The sequence below is a fragment of the Micromonospora sp. NPDC049900 genome (assembly GCF_044461025.1).
Taxonomy (GTDB): Bacteria; Actinomycetota; Actinomycetes; order Mycobacteriales; family Micromonosporaceae; genus Micromonospora.
In genome coordinates this window covers 44,854-62,988 of the sequence record NZ_JBITKM010000021.1, presented here as the reverse complement: position 1 = coordinate 62,988, position 18,135 = coordinate 44,854, and the positions used below count along the sequence as shown (strand labels likewise).

Annotated in this window: 19 protein-coding genes; 1 reads left to right on the top strand and 18 read right to left on the bottom strand. The window is 72.7% G+C overall.

Translation table 11 applies throughout. From position 1 onward, the window contains the following. Window positions 1–91: 91 nt before the first annotated feature. The 3 genes from ACIBMZ_RS28200 to pyrR are packed head-to-tail and all read right to left on the bottom strand — an operon-like array spanning window position 92 to window position 2,930. A complete protein-coding gene (locus ACIBMZ_RS28200; RefSeq protein WP_396698939.1) occupies window positions 92–1,423 on the bottom strand; it encodes a dihydroorotase in 1,332 nt (443 codons plus the stop codon). Next, a complete protein-coding gene (locus tag ACIBMZ_RS28195) occupies window positions 1,420–2,346 on the bottom strand; it encodes an aspartate carbamoyltransferase catalytic subunit (protein WP_396698937.1) in 927 nt (308 codons plus the stop codon). Before ACIBMZ_RS28195 ends, ACIBMZ_RS28200 begins: the two co-directional genes overlap by 4 nt. Next, window positions 2,343–2,930 (bottom strand): bifunctional pyr operon transcriptional regulator/uracil phosphoribosyltransferase PyrR, encoded by a 588-nt coding sequence (gene pyrR, locus ACIBMZ_RS28190; RefSeq protein ID WP_396698935.1) that lies wholly within the window; start codon window positions 2,928–2,930, stop codon window positions 2,343–2,345. The genes ACIBMZ_RS28195 and pyrR overlap by 4 nt, the downstream gene beginning before the upstream one ends. 314 nt (window positions 2,931–3,244) lie before the next feature. Here pyrR and ACIBMZ_RS28185 point away from each other — a divergent pair, with 314 nt between their 5' ends. Next, complete coding sequence (locus tag ACIBMZ_RS28185) at window positions 3,245–3,733, top strand: transcriptional regulator (RefSeq protein ID WP_117229180.1); 489 nt, start codon at window positions 3,245–3,247, stop codon at window positions 3,731–3,733. Between the two features lie 96 nt (window positions 3,734–3,829). On the opposite strand, the gene nusB is transcribed toward ACIBMZ_RS28185, so the two are convergent. The 15 genes from nusB to ACIBMZ_RS28110 all read right to left on the bottom strand — a co-directional run bounded on the left by nusB (window position 3,830) and on the right by ACIBMZ_RS28110 (window position 18,046). Continuing rightward, entirely contained in the window at window positions 3,830–4,240 is a 411-nt protein-coding gene (nusB, locus tag ACIBMZ_RS28180; RefSeq protein WP_396698933.1) for a transcription antitermination factor NusB, read from the bottom strand. Window positions 4,241–4,263: 23 nt separating this feature from the next. Further along, entirely contained in the window at window positions 4,264–4,821 is a 558-nt protein-coding gene (gene efp, locus ACIBMZ_RS28175) for an elongation factor P (RefSeq protein ID WP_117229183.1), read from the bottom strand. A gap of 282 nt (window positions 4,822–5,103) precedes the next feature. Next, the gene (gene aroQ, locus ACIBMZ_RS28170) at window positions 5,104–5,544 is read right to left on the bottom strand and encodes a type II 3-dehydroquinate dehydratase (protein ID WP_396698932.1); all 441 of its coding nucleotides are present in this window, start codon (window positions 5,542–5,544) and stop codon (window positions 5,104–5,106) included. Between the two features lie 58 nt (window positions 5,545–5,602). Then, the gene (aroB, locus tag ACIBMZ_RS28165; RefSeq protein ID WP_396698930.1) at window positions 5,603–6,679 is read right to left on the bottom strand and encodes a 3-dehydroquinate synthase; all 1,077 of its coding nucleotides are present in this window, start codon (window positions 6,677–6,679) and stop codon (window positions 5,603–5,605) included. Between the two features lie 9 nt (window positions 6,680–6,688). After that, complete coding sequence (locus tag ACIBMZ_RS28160; RefSeq protein WP_396698928.1) at window positions 6,689–7,210, bottom strand: shikimate kinase; 522 nt, start codon at window positions 7,208–7,210, stop codon at window positions 6,689–6,691. Continuing rightward, entirely contained in the window at window positions 7,207–8,385 is a 1,179-nt protein-coding gene (gene aroC / locus ACIBMZ_RS28155; RefSeq protein WP_396698926.1) for a chorismate synthase, read from the bottom strand. The genes ACIBMZ_RS28160 and aroC overlap by 4 nt, the downstream gene beginning before the upstream one ends. 96 nt (window positions 8,386–8,481) lie before the next feature. Continuing rightward, entirely contained in the window at window positions 8,482–9,402 is a 921-nt protein-coding gene (locus ACIBMZ_RS28150) for a glycosyltransferase (RefSeq protein ID WP_396698924.1), read from the bottom strand. Then, on the bottom strand, window positions 9,399–10,088 hold the full coding sequence (locus ACIBMZ_RS28145) for a glycosyltransferase (protein WP_396698922.1): 690 nt from the start codon (window positions 10,086–10,088) through the stop codon (window positions 9,399–9,401). Before ACIBMZ_RS28145 ends, ACIBMZ_RS28150 begins: the two co-directional genes overlap by 4 nt. After that, window positions 10,085–10,561 (bottom strand): UDP-N-acetylglucosamine--LPS N-acetylglucosamine transferase, encoded by a 477-nt coding sequence (locus ACIBMZ_RS28140; protein ID WP_396698962.1) that lies wholly within the window; start codon window positions 10,559–10,561, stop codon window positions 10,085–10,087. Before ACIBMZ_RS28140 ends, ACIBMZ_RS28145 begins: the two co-directional genes overlap by 4 nt. A 224-nt stretch (window positions 10,562–10,785) precedes the next feature. Then, entirely contained in the window at window positions 10,786–12,048 is a 1,263-nt protein-coding gene (locus tag ACIBMZ_RS28135; protein ID WP_396698921.1) for a hypothetical protein, read from the bottom strand. After that, window positions 12,045–12,947 carry a sulfotransferase domain-containing protein gene (locus ACIBMZ_RS28130; protein ID WP_396698919.1) on the bottom strand — a complete coding sequence of 301 codons (903 nt, stop codon included), beginning with the start codon at window positions 12,945–12,947 and terminating at the stop codon, window positions 12,045–12,047. Before ACIBMZ_RS28130 ends, ACIBMZ_RS28135 begins: the two co-directional genes overlap by 4 nt. A 7-nt stretch (window positions 12,948–12,954) precedes the next feature. Beyond that, window positions 12,955–14,538, bottom strand: coding sequence for a lipopolysaccharide biosynthesis protein (locus tag ACIBMZ_RS28125; protein ID WP_396698917.1), 1,584 nt, complete (start codon window positions 14,536–14,538; stop codon window positions 12,955–12,957). Beyond that, the gene (locus ACIBMZ_RS28120) at window positions 14,535–15,881 is read right to left on the bottom strand and encodes an O-antigen ligase family protein (RefSeq protein WP_396698915.1); all 1,347 of its coding nucleotides are present in this window, start codon (window positions 15,879–15,881) and stop codon (window positions 14,535–14,537) included. The genes ACIBMZ_RS28125 and ACIBMZ_RS28120 overlap by 4 nt, the downstream gene beginning before the upstream one ends. A gap of 4 nt (window positions 15,882–15,885) precedes the next feature. Continuing rightward, entirely contained in the window at window positions 15,886–17,511 is a 1,626-nt protein-coding gene (locus tag ACIBMZ_RS28115; protein WP_396698913.1) for a lipopolysaccharide biosynthesis protein, read from the bottom strand. After that, window positions 17,504–18,046, bottom strand: coding sequence for an acyltransferase (locus tag ACIBMZ_RS28110; RefSeq protein WP_396698911.1), 543 nt, complete (start codon window positions 18,044–18,046; stop codon window positions 17,504–17,506). Before ACIBMZ_RS28110 ends, ACIBMZ_RS28115 begins: the two co-directional genes overlap by 8 nt. Window positions 18,047–18,135: the final 89 nt, after the last annotated feature.

Here is an 18,135-nt window from a genome sequence, read left to right as displayed (position 1 = left end):
GCGGTACTCCGCTCCGCTGCGTTCCTCGCACTCACCGAAGCCAGCCTTTCGTTCGCGACTGCGGTACTCCGCTCCGCTGCGTTCCTCGCACTCACCGGACTGCCTTTCCGTCCAGGACCGTCGCCTCGCCACGCAGGAAGGTCGCCACGATGCGACCCGGCAGCGTCATCCGGGCGTACGGGGTGTTGCGGCTACGACTGGCCATCTCGGCCGGCTCGATCACCCGGCGGACCCTCGGGTCGACCAGCGTCAGGTTGGCCGGGGCACCCGGCACCGGGTCGTGCCCGTGCTCGGTCAGCCCGGCGATCCGCGCCGGAGTGCGGGACATCCGCTCGGCGATCAGGTCCCACTCGGGGCCGAGCACGTCGAGCGCGATCGACAGCGCCGTCTCCAGCCCGAGCATCCCCGGCCGGGCGTACGCCCACTCGCACTCCTTGTCCTCCACCGCGTGCGGGGCGTGGTCGGTGGCGACGATGTCGATCACCCCGTCGACCAGGGCGGCCCGCAGGGCGGCGATGTCGGTGGCGGTCCGCAGCGGCGGGTTCACCTTGAAGACCGGGTCGTACGACCCGGCCGGGCTCCAGCCCTCCGCGACCTCGGGGCTGGCCAGCTCGCTTCCCCCACCGACCAGCGTGTCGGTGAGCAGGAGGTGGTGCGGCGTCACCTCGGCGGTGACCCGTACCCCCCGGGCCTTGGCCTGGCGCAGCACCTCGACGCTGCCGGCGGTGGAGACGTGGCAGACGTGCAGTCGGCTGCCGACGTGCTCGGCCAGCAGCACGTCCCGGGCGATGATGGCCTCCTCGGCGACCGCCGGCCAGCCGGTCAGGCCCAGCCGGGTGGAGACCTCGCCCTCGTGCATCTGCGCGCCCTCGGTGAGCCGGGGCTCCTCGGCGTGCTGGGCGATGATCCCGTCGAACGCCTTGACGTACTCCAGTGCCCGGCGCATCAGCCGGGGGTCGGCGACGCAGTGCCCGTCGTCGGAGAAGATCCGGACCCGGGCGGCGGACTCGGCCATCGCGCCCAGTTCGGCCAGGCGCTCACCGGCCAGCCCGACGGTGACCGCGCCGATCGGCTGCACGTCGACCAGCCCGGCCTCCCGGCCGAGCCGCCACACCTGCTCGACCACCCCGGCGGTGTCCGCCACCGGCGAGGTGTTCGCCATCGCGCAGACCGCCGTGTATCCGCCCAACGCCGCCGACCGCGACCCGGTCTCGACGGTCTCGGCGTCCTCCCGGCCGGGCTCACGCAGGTGGGTGTGCAGGTCGACCAGGCCGGGCAGGGCGACCAGCCCGTCGGCCTCGACCACGGTCGCGTCCGGCGCGGAGAGTCCCGCGCCGGCCTCGGCGATGACGCCGTCGCGGATCAGCAGGTCGGTCGGTGCGGCACCGAGCACGCTGACGTTCCTGATCAGGTACGAGTTCACCGGTTGTTCCCCCCGAGCAGCAGATAGAGGACGGCCATCCGCACGGAGACCCCGTTGGCGACCTGTTCGACGATGGTGGAGCGGGGCGAGTCGGCGACCTCCGGCGTGATCTCCATGCCCCGGTTCATCGGACCGGGATGCATGACGATCGCGTGCTCCGGAAGCCGGCGCATCCGCGGGCCGTCCAGGCCGTAGCGGCGTGCGTACTCGCGGGCGGACGGGAAGTAGGAGTCGCCCATCCGCTCCCGCTGCACCCGCAGCATCATCACCACGTCCGACGACGGCAGCACCGCGTCCAGGTCGTAGCAGACGTCGGTGCCGGGGGCGAGGGCGGCGGCGATGTCGCGCGGGATGAGCGTCGGCGGCCCCACCAGGGTCACCTTCGCGCCGAGCGTGGACAGCAGCAGCACGTTCGACCGGGCCACCCGGGAGTGCAGCACGTCGCCCACCACCGCGACCGACAGGCCGGCCAGCCGGCCCAGTCGGGAGCGCATCGTGTACGCGTCGAGCAGCGCCTGGGTGGGGTGCTCGTGGGTGCCGTCACCGGCGTTGACCACCGAGCCGTCCACCCAGTCGGCGAGCCGGTGCGGGGCACCGGAGGCGGGGTGGCGGACCACCACCGCGTCGGCGCCCATCGCCTGGAGGGTCAGCGCGGTGTCCTTCAGGCTCTCGCCCTTGGCGACGCTGGAGCCCTTCGCGGAAAAGTTGATCACGTCGGCGCTGAGCCGCTTCGCCGCCGCCTCGAAGGAGATCCGGGTCCGGGTGGAGTCCTCGTAGAAGAGGTTCACCACCGTCCGGCCCCGCAGCGCGGGCAGCTTCTTCACCTCACGCCCGGCCACCGCGGCCATCTCCTCGGCGGTGTCCAGGATCTGGGTCGCGGTCTCGGCGTCCAGGTCGGCGCCGGAGAGCAGGTGCCTGATCACGACTGGGTCACCTCCCCGTAGAGCCGGACCTCGTCGGTCCCGTCAGTCTCGGCGAGCGTCACCCTGACGCTCTCGGCGAGGGCCGTCGGGATGTTCTTGCCCACGTAGTCGGCGCGGATCGGCAACTGCCGGTGGCCCCGGTCGACCAGCACGGCGAGCTGCACCGACGACGGGCGACCGAGGTCGCCGAGCGCGTCCAGCGCAGCGCGGACCGTCCGGCCGGAGAAGAGCACGTCGTCGACGAGGACCACCCGCATGCCGTCGATGCCACCGGCCGGTAGCTGGGTCGGGCCGACCGCCCGGGTGGCGTTGCGGCGCAGGTCGTCGCGGTAGAGCGTGATGTCCAGCACGCCGACCGGCACGGAGACGTCCTCGAAGGCGCTGATCCGTGCGGCGAGGCGCCGGGCGAGCGGCGCGCCACGGGTCGGGATGCCCAACAACACGGTGTCTGCGGCGCCCTGGGTCTTCTCGAGGATCTGGTGCGCGATCCGGTCGACGACGCGTTGCACGTCGGCGCTGGTCAGGATCACCTTCACCGAGGGTTGTCGCGGCGGCGACGATTGGGCAGCCGGTGGGTAGGCCACGGCGGACCTCCTTCCCCGCCTCACGGGACGGGTCGTTAAAGGACGTCGGGTACTCCGGACCGGTCAAGATCGGCCGGCGGAGGGGCTTCGGCCACGTTACCAGTGGTCGTCGCCGCGATCACCCCTGGGAGCGAGTGGTCCCGGCCACGCACGGTGTGACCGCACGCGTATCGGTTCAGCGGGCAGAACGGGACAACTCGCCCCGAGCGTCCAACCGGTGGGTCTCGACCACTTGACCGGGTGTACGAATCCCCGTACCGTCACGCTCCGTAGCGATCGCTGGGAGAACCCCGAGCAGCACTGGGAGTGTCCGAATGCCCTCTGAATACGCCAAGTCTCTGGGCGCCCGCCTGCGCTCCATCCGCCAGCAGCAGGGCCTGTCCCTGCAGGGCGTGGAGGAGAAGTCGAACGGGCGCTGGAAGGCGGTGGTGGTCGGCTCGTACGAGCGCGGCGACCGTGCCGTCACCGTGTCCCGCCTGGCCGAGCTGGCCGAGTTCTACCGCGTTCCCGTCTCGGAGTTGCTGCCCGACGGCAGTGGAGTGCGGCACGAGCCCACCAGCAAGATCGTGCTGGACCTGGAGCGGCTCTACGACGAGGCCAGCGAGGAGCTCGCCTACGTCGCCCGGTACGCCCGCGCCATCCAGCAGCAGCGGGGCGACTACAACGGTCGGGTGCTGTCGATCCGCGCCGACGACCTGCGCGCCCTCGCCATCGTCTACGACGCCTCCCCGTCCGGCCTGATCGAGCGCCTGACCGAGCACGGTGTGCTGGTCGCCGACCCGCGGGCGTTCTTCGCCTCCTGACACCCCTGACGACAAAGGGGCCCTGCCATCCGGCATGGGCCCCTTTGTCGTCGTCCGGCCCGTCGGCGCGGCTTCGCCGTCGCCCGGCCGGTGCGCTCAGCGGGTCGCGTACTCCGCGATGCGGCCGAGCAGGCCGTTGAGGAAGCGCGGCGAGTCGTCCGTCGACATCTGCCGGGCCAGCTCCACCGCCTCGCTGATCGCCACCGCGTCGTCGATCTCGTCGATGTAGAGCAGCTCGTAGACCGCGATCCGGGCCAGGTTCCGGTCGACCGTCGGCATCCGGTCCAGCGTCCAACCCTCGGCGTAGCTGGCGATCAGCTCGTCGACCCGGTCCAGGTTCCCGGCCACGCCCTCGACCAGACCGACCGCGTACCCGAGATGGTCGGGATGCGGCTTGTCGAGCCGCTCGATGTAGCCGGCGAGCACCTCCACCGGCGGACGATCACGCAGATCGGCCTCGAAGAGCACGTCCAGCGCCCGCTTGCGCGCCTTACGGCGCGCCGGCATCTGCTGTTTGGGACCCTCGGCCATCAGGCGCGGCCGAGGTAACGGCCGTCGCGGGTGTCGACCTTGATCTTCTCGCCGGTGGTGATGAAGAGCGGCACCTGCACGGTCGCGCCGGTCTCCACCGTCGCCGGCTTGTTGCCGCCGGTCGAACGGTCACCCTGGAGGCCGGGCTCGGTGTAGGTGACCTCGAGCACGACCGAGGTCGACAGCTCGATGTACAGCGGAACGCCCTCGTGCGTGGCCACGATCGCCTCGGCCTCGGGGAGCAGGTAGTTGGCGGCCTCGCCCACCGTCCCGCCGGGCACCGTGATCTGGTCGAACGTCTCCATGTCCATGAAGACGAAGTCCTCGCCGTCGGCGTAGAGGTACTGCATGGTGCGCTTGTCCACGGTCGCGGTCTCGACCTTGGTGCCCGCGTTGAAGGTCTTGTCGACGACCTTGCCGGAGAGCACGTTCTTCAGCGTGGTACGCACGAACGCACCACCCTTACCGGGCTTGACGTGCTGGAACTCGACGACGGCCCAGAGCTCTCCGTCGAGGTTGAGTACCAGGCCGTTCTTCAGGTCGTTGGTGGTGGCCATTTCCTGCCTTGATCATGAGCTGGCGGACAGACCTGACAAGTCTACTCGCCGCCGCCCGACCCGCTGCCCGCCGCCGTCCCACCCACCCCGCGACCCCCGATCCGGCAGCCCCGGCGGGCGACGATGGATGAGACAACGGGGACCAATCCGCCATTCGTTCGTCACGGTCAGTAGCGTGGCCCGGGCCACCAGGAACCGCCACCCCGAGACGATCACCCAGTACGACCATCACCCGTGGTCGTCGTCATGGTCCACGGGTCAGCGCAGGAGCGCCCTGGTGGGTCAGCCGTCCTGGTCGAGGTGGGTGGCCAGGTGGTGCAGCGCCAGGCGGTACCCGTCCACGCCGAGCCCGCAGATGACCCCGGTGGCCACCGCGGAGACGACCGAGTGGTGCCGGAACTCCTCCCGGGCGTGGATGTTGGAGATGTGCACCTCGACCAGCGGGGCGCGTAGCAGGGCGCAGGCGTCCCGGACGGCGATCGAGTAGTGCGACCACGCGGCCGGGTTGAGGACGACGGCCGCACCCTCGTCCGCGGCGTCGTGCAGCCAACCGAGCAACTCGTGCTCGGCGTCGGTCTGCCGGACGGTGACGCTGAGTCCCAGTTCCCGTCCGGTCGACTCGCAGAGTTCGACCAGGTCGGCGTAGCTGGTCATGCCGTAGACGTCGACCTGCCGGGTGCCCAGCCGCCCCAGGTTCGGCCCGTTGAACACGTAGACCTTCATGCTGAGCCTGCTTTCGTTCGCGACTGCGGGGCTCGCAACCCCGGCTCACTCCTCGCACTCACTGGGACACCGCGCGGTACGCCTCGAAGAGCAGCTCGTCGTCGGGGCCTTCGAGGATGGCCGGGCGGGCCAACCCGTCGAGCACCACGAAACGCAGGCGGCTGCCCCGGGCCTTCTTGTCGACCCGCATGGTGGCCAGCAGCCGGGGCCAGGCGTCGGCCGGATAGTCGGTGGGCAGGCCGAGTGCCGTCACCACGTCACGGTGTCGGCGGGCGGTGGGCTCGTCCAGACGCCCGGCCAGCCGGGCCAACTCGGCGGCGTACACCAGGCCGACCGCGACCGCGTGGCCGTGCCGCCAGCGGTACTCCTCGACCTTCTCGATCGCGTGGGCGAGGGTGTGCCCGTAGTTGAGCACCTCGCGTACGCCCGACTCGCGCAGGTCTCCGGCGACCACGTCGGCCTTCACGCGGATCGCGCGTTCGATGAGTTCCCGGACGACCGGGCCGGTCGGGTCGGTCGCCGCCGCCGGATCACGCTCGACCAGGTCGAGGATGGCGGGATCGGCGATGAAGCCGCACTTGACCACCTCGGCCATGCCGGCGGCCAACTCGACCTGAGGCAGGCTGTCCAGCGTGGTCAGGTCGGCGAGGACCCCGACCGGCGGATGGAAGGCGCCCACCAGGTTCTTGCCGGCGGCGGTGTTGATGCCCGTCTTGCCGCCGACCGCCGCGTCGACCATGCCGAGCAGCGAGGTGGCCACCGGCACCCAGCGGACCCCGCGCAGCCAGCAGGCGGCCACGAAGCCGGCCAGGTCGGTGACGGCGCCGCCGCCGAGCCCGACCACCGCGTCGGTACGCGTGAAGCCGGCCTCGCCGAGCCGGTCCCAGCAGTGCGCCGCCACGTCGACGTGCTTGCCGGCCTCGGCGTCCGGCACCTCGATCGTCAACGGCGTCACGCCGGCCCCGGCCAGCCGGGCACCGATCGCGTCGGCCGACTCCTTCAGCGACGCGGTGTGCAGCACCGCCACCCGGGTGGCGTCGGGCAGCAGGCCCGGCAGCGTGTCGAGCAGGTCCCGCCCGACGAGTACGTCGTACGGCCGTTCGCCGCCGACCGGGATCCGGGTCACCTCGTCCATCGCGGGAACCTAACCCTCCGTGCGCAAGAGCTGCGCGATCTCGGCGACGATCTCCTCCGGCGTCCGGTCGTCGGTCACCACCGTGTGGGTGGCCACCTCGGTGTAGAGCGGCCGACGCTGGTCCATCAGGTGTTTCAGGGTGGCCCGGGGGTTGATCGCGAGCAGCGGTCGTCCGGCACCGAGGCCGACCCGCCTGACCGCGTCGGGCAGCTCGACGGAGAGGTGCACAACCCGGTGCCCGACCAGCGCCGCCCGGTTCTCCTCGGCCAGCACCGCGCCACCGCCCAGGGCCAGCACGCCGGAGCAGGAGGCCAGTGCCGCCGCCACCGCGGCGCGTTCCAGGGCGCGGAAGTGCGGCTCGCCCTCGTCGACGAAGATCTCCGGGATCGGCTTGCCGGCGAGGCGTTCGATGTCGGCGTCGGTGTCGCGGAACTCGACCCCGAGCGTGGCCGCCAGCCCCTGCCCGACGGTGGTCTTGCCCGAGCCGGGCGCACCGACCAGGACACAGACCGGGCGGGTCGAAGCGGTCACCGGATCACCAGTGCGTCGAGGTAGCCGGCCAGGTTGCGCCGCATCTCGGCGACCGAGTCGCCACCGAACTTCTCCACCGCCGCCTCGGCCAGCACCAGCGCCACCATCGCCTCGGCGACGACGGCGGCGGCGGGCACCGCGCAGACGTCGGAGCGCTGGTTGATCGCGGTGGCCGGTTCGCCGGTGGTCACGTCCACCGTCGCCAGGGCACGGTTCAGCGAGGAGATCGGCTTCATCGCGGCCCTGACCCGCAGCGGCTCGCCGGTGGTGATGCCGCCCTCCAGGCCACCGGCCCGGTCGGTGACCCGGCGGACACCGGTGGCGGTCGGCATGATCTCGTCGTGCGCCTCGGAGCCCCGGGACCGGGCCTGCTGCCAGCCGTCGCCGATCTCCACACCCTTGATCGCCTGGATCGACATCAGCGCGGTGGCCAGTCGGGCGTCGAGCTTGCGGTCCCACTGCACGTGGCTGCCCAACCCCGGCGGTACGCCGTACGCCAGCACCTCGACCACGCCGCCGAGGGTGTCGGCGGCCTTCTTCGCGGCGTCGACCTCGGCGACCATCCGGGCGCTCGCCTCCGGGTCGAGGCAGCGCAGCGGGTCGGCGTCGATGCGCTCGGCGTCCTCGGGCCGGGGGCGCAGCCCCGGCTTGACGGCGACCGGCCCCAACTCGACCACGTGCGAGACGATCTCGACGTCGAGGGCCTGGCGGAGCAGGGCCTTGGCCACCGTGCCGACGGCCACCCGGGCGGCGGTCTCCCGCGCGCTGGCCCGTTCCAGGATCGGCCGGGCGTCGGTGTGGCCGTACTTCTGCATGCCGGCCAGGTCGGCGTGACCGGGCCGGGGCCGGGTCAGCGGGGCGTTGCGGGCCTGCCGGGCGAGTTCCTCCGGGTCGACCGGGTCGGCGGCCATCACGGTGCGCCACTTGGGCCACTCGGAGTTGCCGACCCGCATCGCGACCGGGCTGCCCAGCGTCACGCCGTGCCGCAGGCCGCCGATGATCTCGATCTCGTCCTGCTCGAAGGACATCCGCGCGCCTCGGCCGTAGCCGAGCCGGCGACGCGCCAACTCCCCGGCGACCTCGGTGGAGGTCACCTCGATCCCGGCCGGCACCCCCTCCAGCATCGCGACGAGAGCGGGCCCGTGTGATTCTCCTGCGGTCAACCAGCGCAACACAGCGGCCAGTCTGTCACGCCGGGTGCCCGCCGACGCGCACCGCCCGCCGCGTCCCGCCCTGCGGACGCGGCGAACGGCGCGACGGGTCCCGGTCGGTCAGATGCCCCGGCCGCGCTTGTGCAGCGTGCGCAGCACGGCGTCGGCGCGGACCACCCGTCCGGCCACGGCCAGTGCGAGGTACGCCCGGGGCTCCCGCGGGTTGCGGCGGATGGTGCGCCGTGCCCAGCGCATGGCGCCGCGACGGTCTCCCGAGGCGGCCCGGGCGAAGGCGATCTGCCCGGCGACCCGGGCCTCCCCCGCCGGCTGGGTGGCGAACTCGGGATACCGCTCCAGCAGCCACTGCAACGCCTCGGAGATGGTGTCCCAGCGTTGGGCGAAGTACGACCGCTTGTGCCAGCGCACCGTCACGTACGGGGTACGCAGGTTGACCAGCGGGGCGCTGCGGGCGGCCCGGAGCAGGAACTCGTAGTCCTCCGCGTAGCTGCCCGGGATCTCCTCGTCGACCAGCCCGAACCCGTCCCGCAACGCGGCCGTGCGGATCACGAAGGTCGACGGGTGCAGCTCGGTCATCCGGTCCCGCAGCAGGTCGGCCAGGCTGATCGAGTCGCGGTCCAGCACCCGCTCGACGGTGTGCCCGTCATAGGTGACCCGGATGCCGCAGCTCACGAACTCGGCGCCGGGCACCGCGTTCAGCGCGTCGACCTGGGCCAGCAGTTTCCCGGGCAGCCACTCGTCGTCGTCGTCGCAGAAGGCGATCAGCTCGCCGGTGGCCGCCAGCGTGCCCGAGTTGCGAGCCCCGGCCAGCCCCGGCGTACGGGTGTTGGTCACCACCCGGACCGTCCGGTCCGGGCCGGACAGGTTGACCAGCGACGGGTCCGGCTCGGACTGGTCGTAGACCACGACCACCTCGACCGAGCCGGGATAGTCCTGCGCCACGATCGCGCGGACTGCGGCCCGCAGCAGCTCGGGACGGTCCCGGGTGGGCACCACGGCGCTCACGCTCGGGTAGGAGGTCATCGGTTCCGCCTTCCGTTCGGACCGGGCGTTCGCCACGGCCGCCACCACGGCCGGTGACGCCGCTGCGCGGCCTCGGCCACCAACTCCTCGACGATGGTCCCCACCCGGCGGACCGCGGCCCGCTGCCCCTCGGCGGCCTCGGCGTCGACCGTCACGGCGAACCGGGACCGGTCGGCCCGCCCGGCGGCGAGCGCGTCGCGCAGCTCCTGCCGGGACTCGCAGAGCGCCACCAGCCCGGCCGTGCCGAGTCGGCGGGCGAACAGCAACTGGTGGTCGTCGACGTGCTCGCCCCGGGTCGGGTCGCGGGGCACCACGATCGGCAGGTGCCCGTGCCGACGCGCCTCCAGGATGGTGGCCGGCCCGCCGTGGCAGACCACCAGGTCGGCACCGGCCATCGCGGTCTGCAACTCGGCGTGGCCGAGGAACGGCACCGCGTCGGGCAGCCCGTCGGCGCGGGTGTGCCCGTGCTGCACGGTCAGCACCACCTCGCCGGCGACCTCGCCGTGCCAGTCCCGCAGCCAGTCGACCAGCCGGTCGAAGGGGTGCTTGTCGGTGCCGACCGCCACCAGGATGCGGGTCCGGCCGTCCGGGTGCGGCCCGCGTGGCGCCGGCACCCGGCCCGGCTCGGTCCGGGCGGGACGCGGGCGTACCGGCGCGACCCGGTGCGCGTCGCCGGCCGCGCTCACAGCAGCGTCCCGACGACGGTGGCCTCCGGGTACTGGCGGCGCTGCTCCTCCCACTGCACGAGCATCGCCGACAGGAACGGGCGGCACAGCCGGGCGGTCAGCGTCGGCGTGTCGATCCGGTCGTAGACCTCGATGTAGACGGTCGGGATCCGGCGCAGCCGGGCCAGCACCACGAACGGGACGGCCACGCCCGCGCCGGTGGTGACCACCGCCGCCACGTTGCGTCGGCGCAGTACCCGGGCCGCCAGCACCGCGTTGCGCAGCAGGTTGCGCACGTTACGGGTGGTCGGATGGTACGCCGGGACCACGTCCTCCCCGGCGAGCAGCGACACCGCCTCGGGTGTGTCGAAGGTGACCCAGCACCGTCGCCACGTCTCGTACCAGGGCCGCAGGGCCAGCAACTGGGCCAGGTGCCCGCCGCTCGAACCGACCAGCAGTATCACCGGCTGCTGGTCGGACCCGGGCTCGTCGATCTTCGCGTCCACGCGACTCCCCACAAGTTCGCTTGGAATTCCTGTCGGCGCCACGCAGCAGCAGACCACACGTCGCCCGGTGGTGAAAGGTGTGACCGGGTGTTACGTGATCTCCGTACGTGGCGGTTGCGGTAGGCCGAGTGGTCGACCGCCCGTCAACCACTGTCACCACCTGGAGTTCTCTCGTCACTGTCCGACGTCGACAGTGTGGTGCAGCGGACGGATCAGCCGCTATGTCGTTTCTCGATGGTGTCCAGCAGCGCGGGATGCAGCGCCGGATTCCACCCGGCCCCGGCGTCCGCCAGCCGCCAGGTCCGCAGCCACATCTCCACCAGGTACGCGTCGGCGACCAGCCGTTGCCGGGCCCGGTCCAGCCCGAGGGCGGCACCGTGTCGGGCCAACTCCGCGTCGACCTGTCCGGCGGCGTGCGCCGCCGGTTCGCCGCGCAGCACCACCGACCGCTGGAACGCGTCGTGGGCCAGGTCGAACCCGACGGGCACGTCCGGCCCGCTGTGCTCCCAGTCCCAGGCGATCAGGTCACCGTCGTGCCGACCGAGGTTCCACGGCACCCAGTCGCCGTGCCAGTGGCCGAACTCCACCGCCACGTCACCGTGTCGACGGGCCAGTGCGGCGACGGCGGCCACCGCGCGGTCGCCGATCCCCTCGGTCGCGGCCGACCGCTGCGCCTGCTCCGTCAACCGGGCCAGGAACACCGAACCGGCGAGCGGTCGGGACGCGGTCGTCGCCCCACCCCGGCGGGCCACCGCGAGCAGCGCCGCGATCTCCGGCGGCCCGTCGACCGGTACGCCCCGGATCCGGGCCGGCAACGGTTCGACCACCGCCACCACCTGCCCGGCGAAGCTCAACTCGGTGAGCAGCCGGGGAGTCCCGGGGTGCCCGTCGACCCCGGCCGAGGCGGCCACCTCCCGCAGCGCCGCCGCCTCGGTGGTGACCAGTGCGCGGGTGGCGTCGTTCCAGCCGATCTTCGCGTAGCAGCGCGGCGCACCGGTGCCGTCGAACAGTTGCAGGGTCGGCTTGTGGTTCGGGTCCGGTGGCCGCACCCCGCACGCCGCGTACAGCGGCTCGTCGCCGAGCGCGGCGGCCACCCGGGCGGCCAACAGCGCCTCGGCCGGATCCAGCCCGGTGGGCACCGCGACGGTGAGCACCGGAAACGAGGCCCGGTCGACGATGCCCACCCGCGCCGCCGCACCGAGCGCGGCCCGCATCGCCCGCACCTTCGCCGGCCGCAGCGCGTTGTACGCCAGCAGCGCCGCCGCGGTGACCCGGGGCACGCCCAGCGGCAGCAGGAACCGGGCCCGGGCGATCGACGGCACGACCGCGTACCGGGCCACCACGGTGTGCCCGGCGGGCGGCTCGGCGTCCACCGCGAGGGCGATCCGCTCGTCGCCGAAGACCGCCCGGGTGACCCAGCCCAGCCCGTCGCCGCGCGAGCGGGGATCGGCCGTCGCGGTGGCGGCCGTCGTCACGCGACCCGGTCCGGCCAGTCGAGCGACAGCCCCAGCCGTTGCCGCAGCGCCTCGTTGTGCGGACGGTAGTACTCGGTCAGCTCGGCGCGCAGGTCCGCCTCCAACGGCGCCGACCGCCGGTCGTTGTAGACCTTGAAGTCGGGCAGGTCGAACGCGGGCAGGCCGAGGAAGTCCAGGGTGCGACGGTAGGTGGCCCGCGCGTCGCCGTACAGGTCCTCGCTGGGCAGGAAGAGCAACTGCGAGCGGTCGAACCGCTCCAGCCACGGCTCCAGGTGCTCCAGGTAGCGGCCCCGGGCCCGGTAGGTGTACCAGTCGTACGCCTCGCTGAAGTACTCCGGTTCGGCGATCAGCCGTTCCCGCTCCCCCGCCGTACGCTCCGGCTCGGCGGCCAGCGCGGCGGCGAAGTCCAGCGGCTCGACGCCGTTGGTCCGCCGCTCCTTCCAGTGCGAGTACGCCCGCTCGACCGGATCCCGCAGCAGCACGATCAGCTTCACCGAGGGCATCAGCGCGGCGACCCGCTCGGCGGCCAGCGGGTGGAACATGTACAACGGTGCCGCCTCACCGACGCGCACCAGGCCGCCGTGGCGGCTCTCCAGCGCCTCCCGCTGGCGCACCGTCGGGAAGTGCGAGCGATACCACGCCTCGCCGCGACCCCAGTGCTCCTCGAAGTAGTGCGAGGACTTCGTGTTCCAGGCCGGGAAGAGCCGGGGCACCAGCGGATGCTGGATGAGGTAGTTCCAGAGCGACGTGGTCCCGCCCCGTTTGGTGCCGATGATGAGGAAGTCCGGCAGCGGACGCCGGTCGCTGGTGCGGACCCCGTAGTCGACGAGGCTCTCCCGCACCCGATTCGTCACCTGGGTCGGCACCAGTTGCTTCACCCGGTCCCGGATGGACGGCACGACGACCTCACCTGCCCTTCGACGGCGGGGGCGGGGTGCCCTGCGGCGACCCGCCCCGAATCTGCACCATGGTCGCCCGGATGCCACGTCGCACCCGGGGTAACGTCAACAAGCCGACGCAGCCGGCGGCGAGCACGGCCACCGCCACCAGCAGGCCGGGAATGCCCCGCCCGCCCACCACCAGGCCGACCGCCGAGGCCAGCCCGACGCCGCCGACGGTGGCCGCCGCCGCGCGCAGCATCCCCGCGTCGACCAACGGCTGGCCCACCACCAGCCGGGCGCAGGTGACGGCCGTGAGGTTCTCGGTGGCGATACCGGCCGCCCAGGCCAGGGCCGCGCCGGTCGCGCCGAACGCGGGGATCAGCAGCAGGCCGAGACCGACGGTGACCACCAGTCCGGCCAGCGCGCCGGCCAGATGCAGCCCGCTGCGCCCACCCATCAGCAGCAGGCTCTGCACGTTGCCGACACCGGTGTTGATCAGCATCGCCAGGGCGAGCACGGTCAACGCGGCGGCACCGGCGGTGAACTCGGGACCGAACAGTGCCAGGAAGGCCGGGCCGAAGACGGCGAGCAGCAGGTAGACCGGCCAGGACAGCACCAGCCCCCAGGTGGTCAACTGCCGGTGCACGGCGGCGGCGGCGACCCGCTCGCCCCGCCCCAGCAACCGCGACAGTTGCGGTGAGACCGCCACCCGCAGGCCCTGCATCGCCAACTGCCCGGCGAGCACGTACCGGCCCACCGCGCCGAACACACCGGCGTCGGCCTGGGTGGCCAGGGCCGAGGTGAGCAGGACGCCGACCCACATGCTGCCGGCGTCGATCGCCGCGGAGGCGGCCCGGGGCAACGCGAACCGCCAGAACGTGGCCCAGTCGGTCCGCTCCGGGCGCAGCCGGGCGCCGTGGCCCACACCGAGCGGCCGGGCGACCATCATCAGGCAGGCCAGCACCCCGACGGCGGCCGGCACCAGCCAGCCGGTCATGCCGGCGACCAGCCCGCCGCCGACCAGCAACGCCGCGCCGACCAACGCCGGTCGGGCCACCGGCAGCAGCAGGAACTGCACCGCCACGTACGAGCGGATCGGGCGTACGCAGCGCACCACGGCCAGCAGCAGGTTCATCGCGACCACCACCGGCACCGCGACGAACGTGACCACCAGCAGCGGCTCCCCCGCCGGGCCGAGCAACCGCCCGGCCAGCGGACCGGCGAGCAGCGCACCGCCGATCGCGATCAGCACCGCGAACAGCAGCGGCGGCACCAGGGCCACCGGCAGCACCCGGGCGGCGTCGCCGTCGGTTCCGGTGCGCCGCCGGGGCAACGCCCACATCAGCCCGGTCTCCGCGCCCAGGGTGCAGACCGCGGCGGCGACGGTCACCACGCCGATCGCGGCGAAGAACGCGCCGGACCCGGTCGTGCCGTACCCGCGGGTGATGACGACCGCCAACACGAAGCCGAACAGGCCGCTGGTGGCCGCGCCGACCAGCCCGGCGACGCCGCTGCGGACGCTGCGCCGGGTCTCGGTCGCGCCGTCGTCCCGGCCCGGATCCGACCCGGCGGGCCGGTCGGCGGCCGGGGAACTGGTGGTGACGGTCATGTGGGCTGCACCGCCGGTCGAGGTCGGGGCCGCCCGGCCGCGCGGTGCACGTCCCGCTCGGTGAGCGCCATCGCGAAGCCGACCGCGAAGAAGGCGACGGCGAGGTTCTGGTTGGCCATCCCATAGAACGGCACCTGCACCAGGCAGACCACCGGCACGATGGAGAGCCACTGCCCGGCCGCCGAGGTGGCGCGGGCACAGACGAACGCGGCGACCACGAACCAGGCGAGGAAGCAGAGCAGCGCGGGTACGCCGTGACTGAACAGCACCATCCAGAGCTGCCCCTGGGTGCCGATCGGCGCGTCGGCGGAGACGGTGTCGACGTTCACCGGGGCCCCGTAGCCCAGCCATGGTGAGTCGCCCACCCGGCGCAGCACCTCGGAGTAGAGCGACAGCCGGTCGGTGTTGGTGTCACTGGACTCGACCCGGTTGCCGATCAGCTCGGTCACCGGGATGAAGAGCGTGACCAGACCGCCGACCAGCACCACGCCGACGATCGAGGCCGCCACCCGGACGTTGCCGCGCAACGCGGCGCGCAGACCGAGCACGGCCAGGCCGGCGCCGAGGCTGAGGAACATCGCGCGGTTGAGCGTGAGGAAGGCCGGTGCCAGCGACAGCGGCAGCGACGCGAGCAGCGCCCAGCGCAGCAGTCCCCGCCGGCGCAGCATGGTGAAGGCGACCACGCAGGGCAGCGTGATCGCGTACGCGCTGCCGTAGTTGTTGGTGTACGCGAAGGGCGCCGCCGGTCGGAAGATCGGATTGAGCGACCGGATGCTGTACTCGGCGGTGGACAGGTGCACCATGTCGTTGATGAACGGCGTGCCGGCCACCCCACCCGGCAGCAGCACCTCGACCGGCGTGGTCATCTCGAAACGCGGTATCACCACGCCCAGCCAACCCAGCACGACCAGCCCGAACCAGAACGCGCAGAGCGGCACCAGGACGGCGGTCTGGTCGGGGCGTTCCCGGGCGACCGTGTAGACGTAGACGCCGACCACCACCGCGGTGAGGTAGAAGCCCAGTCGTAGGGCGAAGGTCAGCAGCGACACCGGCGACTGCAACTGGGTGACGCTCACCAGCACGATGGCCAGGAACAGCAGCCAGATCCCGGTCGCGGGCGGCAGCGGCACCCGCCCCCGGGTGACCAGCAGCACGAACAGCAACGCGCCCAGCAGCGGCCAGCCGAGATAGAAGAAGCCGGCCAGCCACCAGATCGGCACCAGCCCGAACATGGCGATCAGCGGCCACAGCGGCAGCCGGGGCGGCGGGGCGACCACCGACGGGGTGCCGCCGGCTGCCGGCGGTGCCGGCTCGGTGGCCGGCGGTGCCTGGATCACCGGCACCGCCTCAGCCCCGGCCGCTGCGCGAGAGCACGAAGCCGAGCGGATTCACCCCGGCCGCCCGCAGTCGTTCGGCGAGCCGACGCAGGTCGGTCTGCCGGGTCCGGTCCCGCTCGACCACCACCACCGCGGTGCCCTGCCGGGCCACCGCGACACCCCGCTCGTCGGCCTCGGCCGGCGGGGCGTTGTAGAGCACCAGGCGCTTGTCGGCTCCCTGCCGCCAGGTGCCGAACCGGACGCTGCCGGCACCCACGGTGATCGTGTCGCCGCCGTTCACCTGGCCGTTCGCGGTCGGGGTGACAGTCGCCTTGGCGGAGGTGACCCGGGGGATCGTGATCGTCGCCTCCGGGTCGGTCGAGGGACGCGCGCCCGGCGGGTGCGGCGAGGGACGGCGGATCACCTCGGTCGGCGAGTCGTCCGGCCCCTCCATGCTGACCGGCCGGGCCGGCGCGGTACGTGGCTTCGGCACGGAGGGTCGGCTCGGGTCGATGCTGGGCGGCAGCCGGTCCCGGTCGGCCTGCACGGCGGCGCGCAGCCGGTCGAGCCGGCCGCTGTCGTCGGCGACGAACACCTCGCGCCCGGCCACCGCCAGTGCCACGGCAAGACCGGCGGTGATCGCGCTGGCGTCCTCCCGGGCGGTCACCACGGCGACCCGGGCGGGATGGCGTACCCGCTCGGCGATGGCCATCGCGACGTAGCGCACGTCCGCGTCGACGGCCCGACCACGCAGGCCGGTGTACCGGATGGTGCCCAGCAGCGGCAGGCCGGTGTTGTCCTTGGCGTCCACGACGGTACGCACCCGCCGGTCGAAGGACTCCCAGGCGAACGCGAGCACCAGGCCGACCAGGGCGCCACCGAGCAGCCCGGCGGCCATCAGCATGGGCGCGTTGCCGGCCGCCGAGGTCAGCGCCCGCTCGGCGGACTGGGTGACCCATCCCGGGTTCACGTCGACGGCGGCGATCTCGGTGCGGGCGGAGTTGAGCTGGGTGAGCTGGTTGTTGATCGCGCTCAGCTCGGCGACCGCCACGTTACTGGTGGTGGTGTCCCGGGAGTTGTTCACCCGCCGCTGTGCCGCGGCCTGCTGCGTGGCGACCTTCTCGATGCTCTCGTCGTACGAGCGGAGCATCTCCTCGCGCTGCCGCTCGTACATGGCCCGCCGGACGTTGAGGTAGCTCTCCGCGGCGAGGTTGGCGCCGAGGACCGCGTCGTCGGCGTCGCGGGCCTGGTAGACGAAGCGCAGGATCTGCCCGCCGGTGGGCACCTCGACCTCGAGGGCGTCGCGGACCGACCGCTGGTCCGAGCCGAACTCGTCGGCCAGCTTCCCGACCACCTCGGTGCCGGTGGCGATGCGGCTCTCCACGTTCATGTTCACCGCCCGGTCGGCGTTGGCACCGCTGGGCGTGAACGCGTCGGTGACCACCGGACGGACCGCCACCACCGCGTTGGCGCTCACCGCCGACGGGGCCAGGAAGGCGTAGCCCGCAGCGGCCACCAGCCCGAACACCGCGACTGCGGCGACCTGCCGGATCCGGTGCAGCGGCACGCGCAGCACGTCGGTGATGGTGACGGACCGAGGCGACGTCTCGGCGTTCGCACCGTCGTTGGCCCAGGGGCTGGGAGCGGCATCAGTCATTGAACTTCTTCACCGTTTGTTGTGGGTTGCCGATGACCACGACCCCGGGCGGTACGTCCGTCCGCACCACGGTCGCAGCCCCCACCACGCTGTCCCGGCCGATCCGTACGCCCTTCATGACCAGCGCGTGAGCGCCGATCCAGACGTTGTCCTCGACCGTGATCGGCGCACGCGTGGCCGGGGTGGGCGGATCGTGCCGCTGAGCCGGTGGCAGGTTGTGGAAGTCATTGTCCAGCAACTCGCAGTCGGACAACAGGCACCGATTCCCGATCGTCACCGACGTCCACGTGCCCACCCACGTCGCGTTGAGCAGGCAGTCGGCTCCGACGCGTACCTCGCCGGGCCCGGCGAAGCGGACCAGCTTGTTCAGCCGGGTCCGGTCACCGATTGTCACCCGCACCCCGCGCCGCAGACGGATCCGTCCCCGGATCTCGACATCCCGCCCGAGGGTCAGGCGCGGATAACGCAGGCCGTACCAGCGACGCTTGATCGCGAAGACCACGCGCACCACGAGGCCACGCCGGATGTCGCTCAACGGTCCTCCCCACGTTCCGTTGGGCCGGCGACGGTGGATCCGCCGCCGGCCCAACGTGAACAAATTACCGAGGTTACATTACGAACAGT